The organism is Maribacter sp. PR66 (assembly GCF_028464205.1).
GTDB lineage: Bacteria > Bacteroidota > Bacteroidia > Flavobacteriales > Flavobacteriaceae > Maribacter > Maribacter flavus.
This window is the reverse complement of the sequence record NZ_JAQPCH010000005.1, coordinates 17,685-37,132: the sequence shown is the minus strand read 5'-3', so window position 1 is coordinate 37,132 and position 19,448 is coordinate 17,685. Positions and strand designations below refer to the sequence as shown.

The following is a 19,448-nucleotide window of genomic DNA, read 5'->3' as shown; positions in this document are numbered from 1 at the left end:
TTAGACAGTGATTCAAACGTGCGGATAAAAAACACGTTAGGCCCAAATGAAATGCTATCATTGGGCTTGCGGTCTACCAGAACAGTAGACTACCGTCTAATACATCAAATTAAAAAAGTCTGGTGCAGTACCTGCACATCCCGTATCAAGGGGGGTGGGGAATAATCCTTGAAATATACCTCATCAGCCTCAAAACCTTCAAATAGGCTTATGTAAGCATATACAAAGGAAACAATGAATACGTGTTGGTCAAAAGAAAAATGGTCCATTGACAGCTTTAAGTCATCATGGCCTTCGAAGACAACTTCCTCGTCAGAACAGCAGTCCATTTTCATTTCCATCATGGGACAATCACTGGGCGACTTGGTCATTTTGGCATTCATTAAGCAAGTATCCACATTTCTGGACAAACTGAAATCCACCAAGTGGTCCCCACAATAGTGCATGTCCACTGTGAAGGACATTGTGGAGAACAACACCAAAAGTGCCATTGCAATCGCCGCTATTTTATAAATGCTTGCTTTCATTACCGAACGCAAAGTTATAAAATTTCCAATTTGAAATCGGACTTTAAGAAATGTTTAGTTCCATAACGCATTGATATCGAAAAAAGTGTCCCTTTTTTGGGAAGGCACTTTCTAATTTTCAATATCGATAAAACTATTGACCGAGGTATACAGCTTAAATGTATCGAACAAGCGATTCTGGAATTTTCTGGCAATATCTGCATCGTTAAAAATCCATGCTTCGGATATGGACGGGGAAAGAACCAATTCGCCCAAAAGATACTCTACAAAGTAGGAGCCGGATTCGGTGAGTAGAACAAAGTTGGTTTTTGTACAATTCACAATGAGGTGATGTAGCATACTATGAAAGTAAAAATAATCACTTTCTTCAAAATATCCACATCCAAATATTAGAATTTAGGATCACTAAGCTATTACATAAGAAAAACAATTCCTTTCAACCAATTTTTCATGAAATCGTACCGTACAGTTTCGCTATTTTAAAAATGCCTCGCTATCCTCAAAACGAACAAAATGACAGGTATACCCATTGGGGTTTTTCACCAAATAGTCTTGATGGTAGTCTTCGGCAGGCCAAAAAGTGGTCCATGGCTCCAAGGTGGTCACTACTTTGGATGGCCATTTACCCGACTCATCCACTAATTTAATGACATCCTCCGCTTCCTGCTTTTCGGCATCGTTTTGATAAAATATGGCCGACCGGTAACTAGAACCTCGATCGTTCCCCTGCCGGTTTACCGTGGTGGGATCATGCATTCGAAAGAAAAAATCCAACAACTCCTTGAACGAAGTTTTATGTGGGTCATAGGTAATCTCAATACCTTCGGCATGGCCTGGATGATTATGATAGGTAGGGTTTTCGTTCTCGCCACCTTGATAGCCCACCTCGGTATCCACTACCCCGGGACGCTTCCTGAAAAGGTCCTCCATTCCCCAAAAACAACCTCCGGCAATATATGCTTTTTTATACTCGTTCATTGATTTTTATATTATGATACTACTGGTTACTCGCAAAGATACGCCCCATATTGGAAATTTATACCTCTTAGAATTGTTGGACAATGTGAAAAGGATTTCCCCTTTTTCATGATTCCATTTGGTTCAAAAGCTTTACTTTATTTAAAAAATCGACCACCTTTGCTTCGGGCATTTCACAAGGTTTCAACAACTCTTTTTCCTTTGTGCTATAGAAATTCATACTTATAAAATCGCTTCCCCCCAATTCCTCGGCATATAGCTTAAAGGACTTTCCTTTATTGAAGGTAGTCTTGCTTATACCATATTTTTTACCCCGATACATTCCTGTAGAGTACCCCTCTGGAAATTTTTGAAAATCCATTACCTGTTTTTTAGGAACTGCAGGAGAGCATCGAACAACCAACCTTATGTCGGGCCCAATCCGGTCTTTTGGCGAACCATTTTTCCTTTTCGGGTTGTTCATCGTAGGGCCTTTTTAGCAATTGAAACAACTCGTCTATCAATGAATAATCCCCCGTATCTGCAGCATCAATAGCCAATTGGGCCATATAGTTGCGTAAGACATACTTTGGATTTACCTTGTTCATGGCTTTTTTACGTTTGTCATTGGCCAAATTTTCATGTTTCAGCCTTTCGGAATAGTTCAAAAACCATTGGTCCCATTGCTCCTTTATCTTGCCAACTATTTCCTTGGGGAAATAAAAGGCTTCCTGTACGACTTCGATTCCCGGGATACTTCCCTCCACTTTATAGTTCGCCAATTGCCGAAAGAATATGGTCATATCGGTTTCAGAAGCTTGTAGCACGGCTTCCAAATCGGTTATCAATTGGGAATCGGCCTGCTGTTCCGTTGTTAGCCCAAGTTTTTGTCGCATCATGTTTTGATACGCTTTTGGAAGGTCGTTCCTATACCCCATTAAAATTTCTTCCAAGGGTTCTGCCTCCTCGATCAAGGGATATAGGGCATTCGCCAATTGCAAAAGGTTCCACAATACGATTTGTGGTTGTGTCCCAAATCGATACCGCTTGTACGTGCGGTCCGTAGTATTTGGGGTCCAACCATGATCATACCCCTCCAGCCAACCGTAAGGGCCATAATCGATGGTGAGTCCCAAAATGGACATATTATCGGTATTCATCACTCCATGTACAAAACCCACGCGTTGCCAATGAATAACCATTTTAAGACTCCGATGTACCACTTCTTGGAAAAATTTCAAATAGGTTTCCTTAGAAGGCACTCCCAAATGCGGAAAATGGTTCCTAATGGTAAAATCGACCAATTTTTTGAGGGTCTCATGATCTCCTCGGGAAGTGAATATCTCAAAATTCCCGAACCGAATAAACGATTCCGCAACCCGACAGACAATGGCGCCTTTTTCGTATTGGGGGTTACCATCATACAGCATATCCCGCAGGACCTGGTCGCCACTAAGCATGAGCGATAAGGCCCTTGTCGTTGGAATTCCCAAATGATGCATGGCCTCACTGCACAAATATTCCCGGATGGAGGAACGTAGCACGGCCAGCCCATCCGCCGATCTTGAATACGGGGTCTCCCCTGCTCCCTTAAGCTGCAAAGCCCATTTTTTTTCTTCGTGTTCTACTTCACAGAGATTAATAGCCCTACCATCGCCCAGCTGTCCGGCCCAATTACCAAACTGATGCCCTCCATAGCACATGGCGTACGGATTGGTGTTTTTGAGTACTTCTGCTCCTGAAAAAACTTTTAAGAATTTTTCCGAAGCCGCTGTGGAACTATCCAATCCCAAGGCCTCCAACATTTCCGGACTAACATGAAGCAACATAGGATTGCCGGGCTCCTTGGGCCTTACAAAGGAAAAACAAGCTTCCGTTACTTGACGCCGAGCCGTATCGGTCCTTGGGTCTGAAGGTAGTTCTTTGTTGAATTTATCCCGTATATTCAGTTTGATGTCGATCATGATTCTATGCTATTCCCAATATACCAAAATTACCAAGGTTCGCAAACATTTCCGCATGGAGCGTTTGGTTAGACTTAAGGGATTACAAAAACTTACAATGTACGGTTAGGATATTAATCGATGTTCTTATAGTAAACTAGATTCGAATTCGACAGGACCTTATTTTCCTAGGACATAAAAGTTCGAATCGCATTTACAAATTTTAAATATCTAGTACGTGATTCTAACTATGCAAACTCTAAAAACTCAACAGAAAAATGAAGTGATTTAAACTTTTTGGATTGAAGCGAAAATTGAATGAATTATGCCCAGAGGAAGGCTTTTTTTAGCTGCATAGCAGGGCTACGGAGCAAAAAAAAGACAAAATATGGGTGCAATTCTGCAATTTTTTAGCCAATTTGAAAAAGTTTAAACCACTTCAATGACCAAATACACGGAATAAAATATTTATAGCATCGCAAACGAAGTTAAACCCGCATTATGCAGTAGAAAAGCTGTTATAGCTAATAATCCCTTCAAAATAAAAAGCTACGCTGTGTTTTCAATTTCACCATAGCGGTGCTGTGCTAAAATTTCCAAACTACTTTATTGGCACCGCCAATGGGTATAATACTTCGAGGCTTGCCTCGAAATTAAAAATTTGCTTCCTGCGAATGCCTCGTGGGCTTACCCCATGGTAGTTTACTTTTTTGCGCTTTTCACCTTCACGACGCTCCCCTAATGCATATTCCGGGTTAAAAATCTACAAGATTCTTTGTACTAGCTGCCAGAAATAAAATATCTTCGACCCTTAAAACATTTAAAGGACCGATTATAAATAATAGAAAACGATTCCTTAAAAAAATCCTTAACTTGTTAGATGTTCAGTTTTTTTACAAAGAAGCACTTTTTGATCGACCATTTAAATGGTTTTGTGGACATCCACAACCACATACTGCCAGGCATTGATGACGGGGCAAAAACAGTGGAAGATTCCTTGGAGCTCATTAAAGGCTTTGGTGAGTTTGGTGTGTCGGATTTTATCTGTACACCCCATATTATGGAAAATTATTATCCCAATACGCCGGATACCATCCATACTTCCTTGGTGCTTTTAAAAAATGGTCTAAAAATGAACGATTTCAACCACGTTCGTGTAGAAGCTGCCGCAGAGCACATGATCGATGCCGGGTTTGAGGGCAAATTGGGGGACAAACGCATCATGCCCTTGGCAGATAGCTATATCCTTATTGAAATGTCCTATTTACAGCCTTCCTTGAATTTGTTCGATATGGTAGAGAAAATCTCCGAAAGGAGCCTCTATCCCATTCTGGCCCACCCGGAACGCTATAATTTTCTACATGGGAAACTGAAGTCCTTTGAGGAATATAAAAATAAAGGCATGCTTTTGCAATTGAATATTTTGTCCCTATCCGGGTATTATGGCAAGGAGGTCCAAAAAACCGCCATGTTATTACTGAACCACAACCTATTGGACTTTATAGCGACGGATATCCATAACCCCAGACAATTAAAAGCGCTCAAGGAAATGGAACTGAAGCAGCAGACAATTGATTTAGTATTGCCTATCATCGAAAGGACTACTTACAATTTTAAATGACAGCAGAAATTTTGGGAGTTTAAATGAAAGGGGGAAATTCGTATAAAATCAATTTTCATAAATTCTAAAATTCAAGCATTAAGTTCAATGTTTCTAGTTCCAAGTTTAAATAAAAAAACACCCCGTATTTAGGACTCGGTCCTAAATACGGGGTGTTTTTTCTGTAGTACTTATGGCGTTGGGATAGGCGATTTATAAAACTAGACCGACTTAAAACTTCCACCATTTTTTAGTGGTCTTGCTATAGCCGTAGCCATACTTTCCACCATATCCAAGATTGTCCAAGCTAACGTCGTTCACCACAAAGGAAAGGTTTTTCAATTTGCCTTCCGCTTTTAGTTGTAATGGAAACTCAATAGCATTTTTGTCGGTTACGCCCGCACGGGTTACGTAAATTAAGAAATCGGAATACGGTGTTATCAACAAGGTATCGCTCACTACCATTAAGGGAGCCGTATCCACAATAACATAGTCATACATATCTGAAACGGTATTGAAAAGTTCCCCTACCCTGGAACTCATCAGAAGTTCTGCCGGGTTTGGTGGAATCTTTCCAGAGTAGATGACATCGATGGTATTGTGGTGCACCAACATGGGGTTGATAATATCCTTTACCTCAATTTTATCGTTGAAAATAAACTCGGTAAGACCTGCATCCTTGTTATTGCCAGCACCACTTTTCATTTTATCGATTGAATCCCCCGTGAAAAAGGAATAGAACTTTGGGTTTCGAATATCCGCACCGATCAACAGCACCTTTTTATTCGTGCTCGCCAATATCATGGCCAAATTCGTGGATATAAAGGTTTTACCTTCTCCGGGAACGCTTGAACTAATAAATATTTTATTGTTCTTTTTATTATCTACCGACGTTTTCGACTTTATGAGGTAATCCAAGTTTGTTCTAAGGATACGTAAGGCCTCGGCCAGAACGGAGCGATCATCCTTTACGATAAGTTTTTGATCCTTTTTACCTAAACTAGGCAGTTCTCCCAACACAGGAACATCTTTGGTAATATCCTCCAAATTGTGCTTGTTGTGAATTTTGGTGTCGAGCATATCCTTACCATAAATGGCACCAAAAGGCACTAACATACCTAAAATCAGAGCCGCCAAATAGGTTATTGCTTTTTTAGGTTTTACGGGAACAGGATTGGATACATAAGCTCTATCTACAATATTTGACTTTGGTTCAGCAGATGCAAAGGCAATCTGTGATTCTTCTCTTTTCTGTAACAAATAGAGATATAGAGATTCCGTTGTTTCCTGTTTACGGGTTATATTGCGCAACTCTCGTTGATTTTCCGGTGCCGAATAAATGGTTCCTTGAATCCTTCCCAATTGACTCTGCAAGGTACTCACGTTCATCCCCACGTTTCTTTCTAAAGATGAGAGACTTGACTGCATCGTGCTCTTAAGACCATCCAATTGCTCGTCCAGATTAACGATCATAGGGTTTTGCTCATCGGCACTTTTTAGCAAACGCTTGCGTTCCGCAACCAACTGGTTGTATTGCATCGTAGCTTGGGAAATAGCGCCATTACCAACATCTACCACAGGCATTTCTTCATACCCCGTCTCCCCTTCAACGTATTCCTTAAGACCACTCACCATTTGCAACTGTACACGGGCATTTTCCAAATTCTGCCTGCTGCCCGCACTTACCTGTACGGCCGCGCCAACTTCCAGACCGGAACCCGTCATCCCCTTTTGGGTCAGAAGTTCTTGGGCATCCTCATCTACGGATGACAAGGTGCCGGAAATCAATTGAATTCTATTGTTAATAAATTCAGAGGTAGCATCTGCAACACGTTTTTTTTCCTCAATGGCGTTCCCATTGTAGACTTCTATTAATTTATCGATTACGTCCTTTGCCTTTTGTGGAAGGGCACTCGTCATGGTAATATTCAATATATTGGAAAATTCCGCAGAAGGAGTAATCTCAACAGCTAATTTTAAGGAACGTGCTACACTCTCAACAGGTGAAACAGAAACTGTATATTGCTTGCCTACCAAACTTTGTGGGTTCTTTACGTTTGGTGTGATAATCATATCACCAATGGGGGTAGGGATGCCATTTCCATAAGAATATACTTTTGAAGGGAAGTCCTCCTCCTCCTTGAAAGCAAAGGTATTGTCAGACGTAAACTCTATAAAATATCCATATTTGGCATTATTGATAAGGGAATCGGCCGCAATAAAGTTTATTTTAAAGGGAGGGGTACCGTAAACTTCTGAACTTAGTATATTTCCAACCGCTTTAATCTCCGTATTAAGGCCTAACTCCTTTACGACTTCAATAAAATTAGATCTTGATGCCAATATTTCAATTTCATCCTCAACTTGACTAGACCCGCCTCCACCTAATTTAAGATCTTGAAAGACACTTAATTGATTGGTAGTGTTTTTCTCCTGTACAATTTGAATTTGGGCCTGTACGGCATATTCCGGAATGGTATAGCGAATTTTTATGTAGGCCAATACCAAGGCCAAAAATCCCACATAGCACAAACCACTTCCAATGTCTTGTATAGGTGCTTATAATTCTTTTTAAATCCTCAGTTTTATTTGAAAAAGTCATAGTACCCTTTTAAAAGCTACAGATTACGGAACTTCTAATTCCTAGTTAAAATAATGACAGTAGTGGTTATAAGTAGAGAGGCAATGGATACAGCAAGCCCGGCCCTATTATCTAAAGTAGATTGGGATACCGCCGATCTATTGGGTTCTACATAGACCACATCGTTCTGTGTCAAATAATACACCGGTGAGTTTAAGGCCTCTTTCTTGGTCAAATCGATGCGTGTATAGACTTTGCTACCATTAAAGTCCCGTACGACCATTACATTATCACGTTTGCCTTTGATGGTCAAGTCACCAGCCAGACCTATGGCCTCCAGAACGGTTACTTGCTCCCCTATGATTTGATAGGTTCCCGGTCTGGCGACCTCGCCTAAAAGCGTGACCGTAAAATTGACCAAGCGGATATTGATTATGGGGTCTTTCAAATAAGGCTTCAATTTTTCCTTTAACAATTCCCTAGTTTCCTCGGGTGTCAAACCCAAAATCTTGATGCGCCCCAATACGGGAAAATCGATTTCCCCATTTTTATCCACAATGTAGTCCAACTGGCTAGGTTGCATCCCACCATTATTGATGCCCACCAAATTGCTTTCAGGACGCACCCCCATAAAAATGTTGAAAGGTGCGCTTGCGGTCTGATCCAAGGTAGACACGTTGATACGTACAATATCATCTACCTTAAAACTGTAATTGTGATTGTTGTCACTAACTATGGTTTCATAGTTCCGGGCATCTTGAAAATAAACGATATCCTTTCTGGAACCACAGGAGGTAATAAATGCTACGGCAACTATAAACAATAGTGCGGTTCTTAAAAAATTTAAAAATTTTGACATGATTGAATTGGAATAAAAATTAAAACCGCCAGAGTACGGCTATTAGGGTTGTACAATTTTAAGGTTGGGATTATTTCTTTGATTTTGGATGCCGTGCTCATCCTTTTTATCAAACTCGCACAAATCTGAATTTTTAGAAACATATTCAGGTACGATTTCCTTCATTAATTTAATGGTATTTCCATTAAAAAACATATTGGTAATACAAAGCTCGTCTATTTGGGAACGGACTTTTGCATAATCCAATTCCCGTACTTTGCTTATTTTGATTTTTTGATGATAGGTAGGGAGGGTATTTTCCCCGTTGGCCAATAGTTCCTCGTACAATTTTTCACCGGGCCTTAAGCCCGTAATTTTGATATCGATATCCTCTGGGTATCGTAAACCGGAGAGTTTTATCATGTTTTTGGCCAAATCAAAAATCTTAACGGATTCACCCATATCAAAAATAAAGATTTCACCGCCTTCACCCATGGCACCGGCTTCCAATACCAATTGGGACGCTTCCGGTATGGTCATAAAGTAACGTGTAATGTCCTTATGGGTCAAGGTTAGAGGACCACCCTTTTCAATTTGTTTACGGAACAAGGGTATCACCGATCCATTGGATCCCAAGACGTTTCCAAAACGGGTAGTTATGAATTTGGTCCTGTTCTCCTTTTGCATACAGCTAATGTACATTTCCGCGATACGCTTGGAAGCCCCCATGACGTTGGTAGGGTTGACCGCCTTATCCGTGGAAACGAAAACAAACTTCTCAACCCCATGAATCAACGAAAGATCTGCAATGGTCTTGGTACCTGCAATATTTATTTTGATGGCCTCGTAAGAATTATATTCCATTAGGGGCACATGCTTATATGCGGCGGCATGGAATACCATATTGGGTTGATGCTCTGAAAAAAGGGCATTCATACGGTTTTTATCGCGAATATCGCTTACGATGGGTATAAAATTGTGATAGCCATTTTGCTTTAGCTCCTGTTGCAGGTCGTATAAGGCAGATTCCGCAGAATCAATAATGATGAGGGATTTAGGGGAATAGGCGCAAATTTGGCGCACGATTTCGCTCCCAATAGATCCGGCCCCACCCGTTACCATAATGCTTTTGTTTAAAAGCTCCATCTCAATTTTACTGTTCTTGATGGTTATAGGTGCCCGGTCCAATAGGTCCTCTATTTGTACCTGCTTTATTTGCGAAACCTTCAATTCACCATTGATCCAGTTCTCAATAGGGGGAACGATTTTTACTACGACCGGTAAATCCATGAGACCTTCTACCGTTTTTCGCAACTTTAGGGAATCTATGTTCTGTATGGAGAAGATAATTTCAGAAATACTGTTTTTTTCAATAAAGTCCTTGGTTACAGTTTTACGGGCAAAAACAGGAACACCATTGATATTCTTACCAATTTTTTTAACATCCCTATCAATATAGCCCACTACTTTATATTCACTATGCGAATGGTTTGTAATGGCGCCATGGGTAAGCACACCGGAATTCCCAGCACCATATATTAAAACTCTTTTGAAGGGCCTGGCGCTTTGGTTCATGGTACTATAAATGGATTTGTAAACGAACCTGGACGCGGTAAGACCAATAAAGGTCAACAAACTATTGATGATTATAATGGAAAGTGGTATGGTGAATACGTTCAAGACGTCAAAAATCCTATTTGAAAGGACAATAAAAATGACCAGGATACTGGAAAGGCAAACGGCATTGAATATGTTGTAAACATCCCGTACGCCCGTATGCCGTACTACACCCTTATAGGATCCTACCACCAAAAATGAAATTAGGCCTGTTAAAAGCACTAAAGGTAGCTGCACCAAAAGGTTTTCTACTTGAAAATCCAAGGTTAGGTTGAACCGAATCAGATAGGATAATACGAAGGCAAAGGCCACCGTGGCCAAATCAATTGCAAGGACCAACCATTTGGATGCGTAGCGTTCAGCGCTGTAGGTTATGTATTTTTGAATCATGATAAGACGTTTTTAATTGTTTCCACGACCCTGTCCAATTCCTCTTGTGACAAATTGGAACCGCTTGGAAGACATAGTCCTTTTTCGAACAGTGCTTTTGAAGTACCATCCATAAAATGCTTGGAATCCTTAAAAACCGGTTGTAAGTGAAGCGGTTTCCATAATGGCCTTGATTCGATGTTTTGCTCTAATAACGCCATTCTTAAAGTTTCTCGCATATCATAACAAGTTGTCAAGATACAACTTAGCCAGCGATTGGAAAAAAAATCTTTCGGTTCCGGTAAAAAAGAAAGTTCTGTTTGTGAGCTCAATGAATTTAGGTAAAAATCGTAATTTTTACGCCTTGCCGCTACCCTCTTCGTCAAGACCTCCATTTGGCCACGGCCGATGCCCGCAAGTACGTTGCTCATTCTATAATTATATCCCACATGACTGTGCTGGTAATGGGGCGCATCGTCCCGGGCCTGTGTGGCCAAGAATACGGCCTTATCCCTTAGAGCCTTGTTTTTTGTGACAAGGGCGCCACCTCCAGAGGTCGTAATGATTTTGTTTCCATTAAAGGAAAGAATGCCTACATCCCCAAAAGTACCACAGGAAATTCCTCTGAACGAACTTCCCAGTGCTTCCGCACTATCCTCTAAAATGGGGATTTCGAATGCATCTGCAATGGAACGTATCTCTTCAATTTTATAGGGCATACCGTATAAATGTACGGCGATGATGGCCTTTGGTTTTCGATGATGTTTTATTCGGTCTTCGATGGCTTCTCGAAGCAGTGTAGGACTCATGTTCCATGTATCCTCCTCACTGTCTACAAAAACAGGGTGTGCCCCCAAATATAAAATAGGATTGGCAGATGCGGAAAACGTAAAACTTTGACAAAGTACCTCATCCCCCGGTCCTACTCCAAGTAGCTCCAATCCAAGGTGAATGGCAGCGGTACCAGAACTTAGGGCGGCAACGTGTACCTCTTTTCCAAGTTCTTGTTCAATGGCCTTCTCAAATGCATCCACATTGGGCCCCAAGGGCGCGACCCAATTGGTATCAAAGGCCTCATGCACATAGTTCAATTCTTCCCCGCCCATATGCGGAGAGGAAAGCCAAACTTTAGTAGGTGTCATTATGGTTTTCAAACGGTTGTGTAATTTAGGGTTACAGATATACCGTTCAAAGGTAATTATATCTGTACTCATTAAGGAGAATTTATGGTGGAAATCGTCTAACACCTATAATTTATCGGTTAAGGGTTCAGCGCTTACATTTTATCGAAACCTATGTAATTTTCATCCTTTTAAGGTTTATAAATTTTTTTAGTGCCTATTTTATTTTCCATCTTTGTCCTTTTAACCCTAATATCTACAATGAAAAAGATTACAAAAATCTGCTGTATTGGTGCAGGCTATGTGGGCGGACCTACCATGTCCGTTATCGCCAATAAATGCCCAGAAATCCAAGTAACCGTAGTGGATATCAACAAGGCAAGGATTGCCCAATGGAATACGGATAATCTGGATAATTTACCTATATATGAACCGGGACTTAAAGAAATTGTAGGGGAAAGTAGGGGTAAAAACCTATTCTTTTCCACCGATGTGGACAAAGCCATAGACGAGGCGCAAATGATATTTATCTCGGTAAACACCCCCACAAAGACCTATGGTAAGGGCAAAGGCCAGGCGGCCGATTTGAAATTTATAGAACTCTGTGCCCGGAATATAGCCAAGGTTGCCAAAGATGATAAGATCGTTGTGGAAAAGTCCACCCTACCGGTACGTACGGCCCAGGCCATCCAAAATATTTTGGACAATACGGGCAATTCCGTGCACTTTGAAATCCTCTCAAATCCAGAGTTCCTAGCGGAAGGTACGGCCATCGACGATCTTTTACATGCGGACAGGGTCTTGATCGGCGGTAACGATACACCGTCCGGACAGGCGGCCAAGGATGCCCTAAGTGCCGTATATGAGCACTGGTTGCCCAAAGAACGTATTTTACAGACCAACGTTTGGTCCTCCGAACTTTCCAAACTGGTGGCCAATGCCTTTTTGGCGCAACGCGTATCCTCCATCAACACCATATCTGCCCTTTGCGAGAAAACGGATGCCAATGTACAGGAAATCTCCAGGGCCATTGGTTACGATAGTAGGATTGGACCTAAATTCCTGAATGCTTCCGTGGGCTTTGGTGGCTCCTGTTTTCAAAAGGATATTTTAAACCTGGTCTACATTGCACGGTCCTACGGCCTCAATGAAGTGGCCGACTATTGGGAACAGGTAATCATCGCCAACGATTACCAAAAAAGAAGGTTCGCAGAAAACATTATTTCCACCCTCTATAATACGGTATCTGGGAAAAAAATCGTTTTGTACGGTTGGGCCTTTAAAAAGGATACCAACGATACCCGAGAATCCCCGGCCATAGCCGTTGCGGATGCACTTTTAGAGGAACGGGCCGAAATTCTGGTCTACGACCCTAAGGTAAGCGAAGACCGTATCTATGCAGATTTGGACTATTTGGGTACCCGTACCCCGCAGGAAAACAGGAAATTGCTAAAAGTAACCCCAGACCCCATCGAAGCCACCAAAGAAGCCCATGCCATTGCCATTGTTACGGAATGGGACGCCTTTAAAACGTATGATTGGCAGGCTATTTATGACCACATGCTCAAGCCGGCCTTCGTATTTGATGGTAGGCGGATTTTGGATACCCAAACCATGAAAAAAATTGGGTTCAACTATTATAAAATTGGGGAGTAATGGTGCCGACCGAAATCCTGCAGGTTAGCCCCAGGCTAATGCAAATTAAGGACAATGCCGTGTGGGGCAAAGTCGAGATTGTGGGACCAGGACCTTTGGCTACCCTTCGGTTATACCAAGATCGAGACCTCACTAAAAACCCACTTGGATATATTTTTTTGTGTTGGACTCGAACAAAAGACTCATGGCAACCTAAAAGATTGAATTTAACATATTTAAAGACAACACACTTCATAACCAATAATAATTTAAAGATTTGAAAATACTAGTTACAGGCGCAGCGGGATTTATAGGCTATTTTGTATCCAAATCCCTGTTGGATAAGGGACACACGGTTATTGGGCTGGACAACATCAACGATTACTATGATGTCGACCTTAAATATGACCGTCTGAAGCAACTGGGCATTGCGCCAAAGGAGGCGGAAATTTTTGAAAAGGAAGTACACAGCAAAAACCATCCTGGGTTTTCCTTTGTTCGCATGGCCCTGGAAGACCGTGAAGGTCTGCCCCAGCTATTTGAACGGCATGCATTTGACAAAGTTTGCAATTTGGCCGCCCAGGCCGGGGTTCGGTATAGTCTGGAAAATCCGGAAGCCTATATTGATAGCAACCTGGTGGGTTTTCTCAACATTTTGGAATGCTGCAGAAACTATAAGGTCAAGCATTTGGTATATGCCAGTAGTTCCAGTGTGTATGGGCTGAATGAAAAAATCCCTTTTGAAACGACCGATTCCGTGGACCATCCCGTGAGTTTGTATGCGGCCACAAAAAAAAGCAATGAGCTTATGGCGCATGCCTATAGCCATTTGTATGGATTTAAGTCTACCGGACTTCGGTTTTTTACGGTGTATGGCCCATGGGGCAGGCCGGACATGGCCATGTTCCTGTTTACGGATGCCATTATGAACAACAAACCCCTCAAGGTTTTTAATAGCGGTAAGTTGGAACGTGACTTTACCTATATTGATGATATTACAGAGGGTGTAGTTCGCATCTTGGAAACACCAACAAATGAAAATGAGCCTAAAAAAGACCTATATAAGGTGTACAATATTGGCAATAGCAAATCTGTAAAATTGATGGATTTTATTACGGCCATCGAAGAAAGTTTACAGCAAACCGCCCAAAAGCAGATGCTGCCCATGCAGCCCGGGGACGTAGAAAAGACCTGGGCCAATGTGGACGATTTAATCCAAGATTTTGATTATCGTCCCAATACCCCAATAAAATTGGGCGTACAACGTTTCATAGATTGGTATAAATCTTATTATAAAGAATTGGCCAAATAAAAACCAAAAACTTAAAGTTGATAGGCTTTCTGAAATATAGAATCCAGGCATGTTATTCAATTCCATAGATTTTCTTATTTTTTTTCCTGTTGTATTTGTTCTATACTGGTTCTTGAACGAAAGATTGGGTCTGCAGAATATCTTGGTGTTAATTGCAAGTTATATCTTTTACGCGTGGTGGGACTGGCGCTTTCTATCCTTAATTGTAATAAGTTCCATTATTGACTTTGTCGCTGGTTTAAAAATCTATAATTCGCAAGAAAATCAGAAGAATAGAAAATTTTGGTTAATTGTAAGCTTAACTGCGAATCTAGGATTTCTCTCCATTTTTAAGTACTATAATTTTTTTGCAGAATCGTTTACCCAAGCTGTACAAATATTTGGTTGGAAACCAAATAATCTTACCTTGGACATTATTCTACCAGTAGGTATCAGCTTCTACACCTTCCAAACCTTAAGCTACACCATAGATATTTACCGAAGAGATTTTAAGCCTACAAAAAACATTATATCCTTCTTCACATATATAGCGTTCTTTCCTCAATTAGTGGCAGGCCCCATAGAAAGGGCGTCGAATCTACTTCCTCAGATTGAGAAAAAAAGATTTTTCAATAAAGAATGGTTTAAAGAAGGTTTTTTACAAATACTTGTAGGGCTTTTTCGAAAAATCGTAATTGCCGATACCCTGGGCGTTTACGTAGATACCATATATCAAGATCCAGGTCTTTACAACTCTAGCACGGTTTTACTGGCCACTGTTTTCTATGCCTTTCAAATATATTTCGACTTTGCAGGATATTCTGATATCGCCATAGGTACAGCGAAACTTCTCGGGTTCAAATTCAATCAAAATTTCAACCTACCTTATTTTTCCAAATCCTTGACAGAATTTTGGAGAAAGTGGCATATGTCCTTATCCTTTTGGTTAAGGGACTATCTCTATATTTCTTTGGGAGGCAATAGAAAAGGAATAAAAATTACCTATAGAAACCTTATGCTTACCATGTTGTTGGGAGGATTATGGCATGGCAGCTCTTGGAATTTTATGATTTGGGGGGGCATTCATGGAATAATTTTGGGGATTGAAAAATATATTACATCCCAGTCTAAATTTAATTTTAGGAAAAATATTTCTTTTTTAGGATATCCCATTACGTTTTTTATCGTCATACTGGCCTGGATATTTTTTAGGGCGCAAACTTTTTCCACGGCCATCTCAGCTTTAGAAAAAATTTTCCGTTTTGAAATGGCGCCACCTTTTATTGGAGACATAAATATTGTTGTCAATTCTATCTTTGTTCTTTCAATTGGTTTAATATTTGATCTTTACCTATTCAAAACAAAAGTTTCTTTGGAAATACTTGGTAGCCAAGTTTCAACTTTTAGGCTTACTTTTTTGACAAGTATTGTTTTGGTGTTAATAACACTTTTTTACTCCACCTCAAATAACTTTATTTATTTTCAATTCTAGATATGAATAGAAGCTCTCTACTTTTTATAATCAAATTTGCAACCTTGGTATTGATAAGCTCTTTTGTATTGGACAAAATAGTCTATTACGGCATGTCTGAAATAAATAAAGAGGTATTTACTGGTAAAAGCGGTGGAAAAATAAATCATTTTTTACGAGAAAAGGATAACTTAAATTTTATTGTTTTTGGTAGTTCAAGGGCGAACCATCATGTTGACACCAAGACCATAGAAAATAAGTCCTTTAATATTGGTATGGATGGCTCCAATTTAGCTCATTCCGTAACCCTTGTAAAGACACTTCCGTTGGATAAAAAGCAAACTGTACTGTTACATATTTCGCCTAAACATGCTTTTAAAAAGGAATACAAGGGTGAGGATGTTGAAGCATTTGCAAAGCTTTATCACACAAATAAAGTGATGAAAGAAGAAATTGACAAGTTGAATCAGCGTTCGGTTCTAAATAATTTCTATTGGTGCCTTGATTACAACAATTCGATATTGGGCCTGTTGAAAAATTATTTTTTTCCAAATTATAATGCCGATAAATACTATGGCTACGACCCCCTCAAAGTATCTCCTGAAAATAGGGCAACATTTAAAAAAATACTTGACAAGAAAGAGAAGGAAACATGTCCTAAAAACTTAAAGATAAATTCTGTTTATGAACAGTATTTGGTAGAGTTGAAAAACTTTTGTGACCAAAACCATAAAAGACTAGTTATGTATACTTCTCCGGTATTTAGGGATGATTGCAAGGATGATGACTTAATAATTTCTGCTCTTCTAGAGGAAATGGGCATAAATTATTGGAATTACACAGATTTTTTTGAAGGGGACTCCTCTTTACAAAACTGGAAAGACAACACCCATCTATCAGAAGTAGGGGCGGTAAAATTTACCCGCGAAATAAAAAATAGGCTAATTAAAAATAAATTACTGCCAAAATGAATGTACTCAAATTAGACCCAAAATATCATATATTAGTAACCGGTGGAGCAGGTTTTATTGGTTCCAATCTTTGCGAAGCTCTATTGAACAACGGCAACACCGTGCGTTGCCTGGACAGTTTTGCCACTGGAAAACGGGAGAATATTGAACCTTTTCTAAAAAACCCAAATTTCAGCCTTTTGGAGGGGGATATTAGGGATCTGGATACCTGCCAAACCGCTTGCTTTCGAATGGATTATGTTTTGCACCAGGCGGCCCTAGGTTCGGTGCCCCGTTCCATCAATGACCCCATAACAAGTAATGCGGTAAATGTATCCGGTTTTTTGAACATGTTGGTCGCTGCCAGGGACGCCAAGGTAAAGCGCTTTGTGTACGCCGCCAGTTCTTCTACCTATGGGGACTCTACCAACATGCCCAAGGTAGAGGATATCATCGGTAAACCGCTGTCGCCCTATGCCATTACCAAATATGTAAATGAACTCTATGCCGATGTCTTTGCCAAAACCTACGGCATGGAAACCATTGGCCTGCGCTATTTCAATGTATTTGGACGAAGGCAGGATCCCAATGGGGCCTATGCCGCGGTAATTCCAAAATTTGTGATGCAGTTGATGCAGCATCAATCGCCCGTAATCAACGGCGATGGATCTTTTTCCCGTGATTTTACGTATATAGACAATGTAGTACAGATGAACTTGCGCGCCATGATTGGCACCAAGCCGGAAGCGGTCAACACCGTTTACAATGTTGCCTATGGGGAACGTACGGATCTAAAGGAACTGGTTGGTCTTTTAAAGGGATATCTAAGTGAATACGATGCCGAAATAAAAAACGTGGAAACCGTGTATGGTCCGGAACGAAAGGGGGATGTACCCCACTCCTTGGCCTCCATCGACAAAGCCAAAAGCCTTTTGGGTTACGCTCCTAAATATGACATCAAATCCGGACTCAAGGAAGCGGTGGCTTGGTATTGGGAGAATTTGAGGAGTTAGTAGTTAGTAGTTAGTAGTTAGTAAAATGAAATAAATAAAAAATCAAACCTGAAACGTCAAACTTGAAACCTGAAACAGGGAAAAGCGATTAATGCAGCGCGCAAAGTTAGGAGTGAGTAATCTGTAATATAGTAATAAGTAAGATAGAAGTAACTTGAAACTTATGGCTTATAGCCTAGAGCTTAAAGCCAATATATAAAAAACAAAAATTCAGTATAAAGCGAACAGTTTTTAAGAAACAACATACAAAATGAACAACACTAAAATTGCCATTATCGGTCTGGGTTATGTGGGATTGCCCTTGGCCCGATTATTTGCCACCAAATACCCTGTCGTTGGTTTCGATATCAATGAAGCGCGGGTTAAGGAATTGATGGGCGGCCATGACAGTACGCTGGAAGTGGAAGACGATATCCTTCAAAAAGTATTGGTATCGGAGCCTCCCGAACAAACCGGGCTCTATTGTTCCAACAAATTGGAGGACATTGCTGATTGCAACTACTACATTGTAACGGTACCTACTCCGGTGGACAAGACCAATAGGCCCATATTAACGCCCTTATACAAAGCCAGTGAAACAGTAGGCCAGGTTTTGAAAAATGGGGATACCGTTATTTATGAATCTACCGTATATCCCGGGGTTACGGAAGAAGAATGTATTCCCGTTCTGGAAAAAGTAAGTGGCTTGGTATTCAACAAGGATTTCTATGCCGGCTACTCCCCGGAGCGTATCAACCCCGGGGATAAGGAGCATACCGTAGAAAAAATACTCAAGGTAACCTCCGGCTCCACTCCAGAGGTTGGAAAAAAAGTGGACGACCTCTATGCGTCTATCATTACGGCGGGTACGCACCTGGCCTCTAGCATCAAGGTGGCGGAAGCGGCAAAGGTCATTGAAAACTCACAACGGGACATCAACATCGCCTTTGTGAACGAATTGGCCAAAATATTCAATCTTATGGGCATTGACACCCATCAAGTTTTGGAAGCCGCGGGCACCAAATGGAATTTTCTGCCCTTTAAACCCGGGCTGGTGGGCGGCCATTGCATTGGGGTAGATCCGTATTATTTGGCCCAAAAAGCCCAAGAATACGGATACCATCCAGAAATCATTTTGGCCGGGCGGCGTATGAACGATACCATGGGCAAATACGTGGCCTCCGAAGTCGTAAAACTCATGGTTCAAAGGGATATCAAGGTCAAAGGCTCTAAAATTCTGGTTCTGGGCATCACATTTAAGGAAAACTGCCCGGATGTGCGGAATACCAAGGCCGTGGACGTGATTCAGAATTTGGCCAGTTATGGCACCCATGTGTACATTTATGACCCATGGGCCTCTCCAGAAGAGGTGGTTCATGAATACAATCTGCAGATTACCAAGGAACTCCCCAAAGGTTCCTATGATGCAGTGGTGCTGACAGTGGCCCACAACCAATTTTTGAATCTGGACCTGAAAGGACTGTTAAAGGAAGATGGTGTAGTGTACGACGTAAAGGGAATCTTAAAGGAACAGGTAGACGGCAGGCTATAAAAAC

General features: G+C 40.9%; 16 protein-coding genes. 7 read left to right on the top strand and 9 right to left on the bottom strand.

Features of this window, described 5'->3' with window-relative positions; translation table 11 throughout:
* Window positions 1-104: 104 nt before the first annotated feature.
* The 5 genes from PP181_RS10370 to PP181_RS10350 all read right to left on the bottom strand — a co-directional run bounded on the left by PP181_RS10370 (window position 105) and on the right by PP181_RS10350 (window position 3,439).
* Window positions 105-527 (bottom strand): HYC_CC_PP family protein, encoded by a 423-nt coding sequence (locus PP181_RS10370; RefSeq protein ID WP_272637044.1) that lies wholly within the window; start codon window positions 525-527, stop codon window positions 105-107.
* 111 nt (window positions 528-638) lie between these two features.
* Window positions 639-848 carry a hypothetical protein gene (locus PP181_RS10365; protein WP_240042723.1) on the bottom strand — a complete coding sequence of 70 codons (210 nt, stop codon included), beginning with the start codon at window positions 846-848 and terminating at the stop codon, window positions 639-641.
* A 153-nt stretch (window positions 849-1,001) separates the two neighbouring features.
* A complete protein-coding gene (msrA, locus tag PP181_RS10360; RefSeq protein WP_272637043.1) occupies window positions 1,002-1,505 on the bottom strand; it encodes a peptide-methionine (S)-S-oxide reductase MsrA in 504 nt (167 codons plus the stop codon).
* A 106-nt stretch (window positions 1,506-1,611) separates the two neighbouring features.
* Window positions 1,612-1,866, bottom strand: coding sequence for a peptide methionine sulfoxide reductase (locus tag PP181_RS10355; RefSeq protein WP_272637042.1), 255 nt, complete (start codon window positions 1,864-1,866; stop codon window positions 1,612-1,614).
* A 10-nt stretch (window positions 1,867-1,876) separates the two neighbouring features.
* Window positions 1,877-3,439 (bottom strand): protein adenylyltransferase SelO, encoded by a 1,563-nt coding sequence (locus PP181_RS10350; protein WP_419776382.1) that lies wholly within the window; start codon window positions 3,437-3,439, stop codon window positions 1,877-1,879.
* An 868-nt stretch (window positions 3,440-4,307) separates the two neighbouring features.
* On the opposite strand from PP181_RS10350, the gene PP181_RS10345 reads away from it, so the two are divergent.
* Entirely contained in the window at window positions 4,308-5,048 is a 741-nt protein-coding gene (locus PP181_RS10345; RefSeq protein WP_272637040.1) for a tyrosine-protein phosphatase, read from the top strand.
* A 210-nt stretch (window positions 5,049-5,258) separates the two neighbouring features.
* On the opposite strand, the gene PP181_RS10340 is transcribed toward PP181_RS10345, so the two are convergent.
* The 4 genes from PP181_RS10340 to PP181_RS10325 all read right to left on the bottom strand — a co-directional run bounded on the left by PP181_RS10340 (window position 5,259) and on the right by PP181_RS10325 (window position 11,574).
* Window positions 5,259-7,550, bottom strand: a complete 2,292-nt coding sequence (locus tag PP181_RS10340) for a GumC family protein (RefSeq protein WP_272637207.1) — start codon at window positions 7,548-7,550, stop codon at window positions 5,259-5,261.
* A 113-nt stretch (window positions 7,551-7,663) separates the two neighbouring features.
* Window positions 7,664-8,467 carry a polysaccharide biosynthesis/export family protein gene (locus PP181_RS10335; protein WP_272637039.1) on the bottom strand — a complete coding sequence of 268 codons (804 nt, stop codon included), beginning with the start codon at window positions 8,465-8,467 and terminating at the stop codon, window positions 7,664-7,666.
* 42 nt (window positions 8,468-8,509) lie between these two features.
* Window positions 8,510-10,453, bottom strand: a complete 1,944-nt coding sequence (locus PP181_RS10330) for a polysaccharide biosynthesis protein (protein WP_272637038.1) — start codon at window positions 10,451-10,453, stop codon at window positions 8,510-8,512.
* Window positions 10,450-11,574, bottom strand: a complete 1,125-nt coding sequence (locus tag PP181_RS10325) for a DegT/DnrJ/EryC1/StrS family aminotransferase (RefSeq protein WP_272637206.1) — start codon at window positions 11,572-11,574, stop codon at window positions 10,450-10,452. Before PP181_RS10325 ends, PP181_RS10330 begins: the two co-directional genes overlap by 4 nt.
* 240 nt (window positions 11,575-11,814) lie before the next feature.
* On the opposite strand from PP181_RS10325, the gene PP181_RS10320 reads away from it, so the two are divergent.
* From PP181_RS10320 to PP181_RS10295, 6 genes are all read left to right on the top strand, one after another.
* Window positions 11,815-13,209 (top strand): nucleotide sugar dehydrogenase, encoded by a 1,395-nt coding sequence (locus tag PP181_RS10320; RefSeq protein WP_272637037.1) that lies wholly within the window; start codon window positions 11,815-11,817, stop codon window positions 13,207-13,209.
* Window positions 13,210-13,465: 256 nt separating this feature from the next.
* On the top strand, window positions 13,466-14,500 hold the full coding sequence (locus PP181_RS10315; RefSeq protein WP_272637036.1) for an NAD-dependent epimerase: 1,035 nt from the start codon (window positions 13,466-13,468) through the stop codon (window positions 14,498-14,500).
* Between the two features lie 49 nt (window positions 14,501-14,549).
* Window positions 14,550-15,971, top strand: coding sequence for an MBOAT family O-acyltransferase (locus PP181_RS10310; RefSeq protein WP_272637035.1), 1,422 nt, complete (start codon window positions 14,550-14,552; stop codon window positions 15,969-15,971).
* Window positions 15,972-16,039: 68 nt separating this feature from the next.
* Complete coding sequence (locus PP181_RS10305; RefSeq protein WP_272637034.1) at window positions 16,040-16,921, top strand: hypothetical protein; 882 nt, start codon at window positions 16,040-16,042, stop codon at window positions 16,919-16,921.
* Entirely contained in the window at window positions 16,918-17,913 is a 996-nt protein-coding gene (locus PP181_RS10300; RefSeq protein WP_272637033.1) for an SDR family oxidoreductase, read from the top strand. The genes PP181_RS10305 and PP181_RS10300 overlap by 4 nt, the downstream gene beginning before the upstream one ends.
* Window positions 17,914-18,163: 250 nt before the next feature.
* Window positions 18,164-19,444: a nucleotide sugar dehydrogenase gene (locus tag PP181_RS10295; RefSeq protein WP_272637032.1), complete on the top strand. Its 1,281-nt coding sequence runs from the start codon at window positions 18,164-18,166 to the stop codon at window positions 19,442-19,444.
* Window positions 19,445-19,448: the final 4 nt, after the last annotated feature.

Bases quoted from the DNA above. Each gene is read 5' to 3' on its own strand.
- PP181_RS10370 (WP_272637044.1), bottom strand. From the start codon at position 527: ATGAAAGCAAGCATTTATAAAATAGCGGCGATTGCAATGGCACTTTTG.
- msrA (WP_272637043.1), bottom strand. From the start codon at position 1,505: ATGAACGAGTATAAAAAAGCATATATTGCCGGAGGTTGTTTTTGGGGA.
- PP181_RS10355 (WP_272637042.1), bottom strand. From the start codon at position 1,866: ATGGATTTTCAAAAATTTCCAGAGGGGTACTCTACAGGAATGTATCGG.
- PP181_RS10345 (WP_272637040.1), top strand. From the start codon at position 4,308: ATGTTCAGTTTTTTTACAAAGAAGCACTTTTTGATCGACCATTTAAAT.
- PP181_RS10335 (WP_272637039.1), bottom strand. From the start codon at position 8,467: ATGTCAAAATTTTTAAATTTTTTAAGAACCGCACTATTGTTTATAGTT.
- PP181_RS10330 (WP_272637038.1), bottom strand. From the start codon at position 10,453: ATGATTCAAAAATACATAACCTACAGCGCTGAACGCTACGCATCCAAA.
- PP181_RS10325 (WP_272637206.1), bottom strand. From the start codon at position 11,574: ATGACACCTACTAAAGTTTGGCTTTCCTCTCCGCATATGGGCGGGGAA.
- PP181_RS10320 (WP_272637037.1), top strand. From the start codon at position 11,815: ATGAAAAAGATTACAAAAATCTGCTGTATTGGTGCAGGCTATGTGGGC.
- PP181_RS10310 (WP_272637035.1), top strand. From the start codon at position 14,550: ATGTTATTCAATTCCATAGATTTTCTTATTTTTTTTCCTGTTGTATTT.
- PP181_RS10300 (WP_272637033.1), top strand. From the start codon at position 16,918: ATGAATGTACTCAAATTAGACCCAAAATATCATATATTAGTAACCGGT.
- PP181_RS10295 (WP_272637032.1), top strand. From the start codon at position 18,164: ATGAACAACACTAAAATTGCCATTATCGGTCTGGGTTATGTGGGATTG.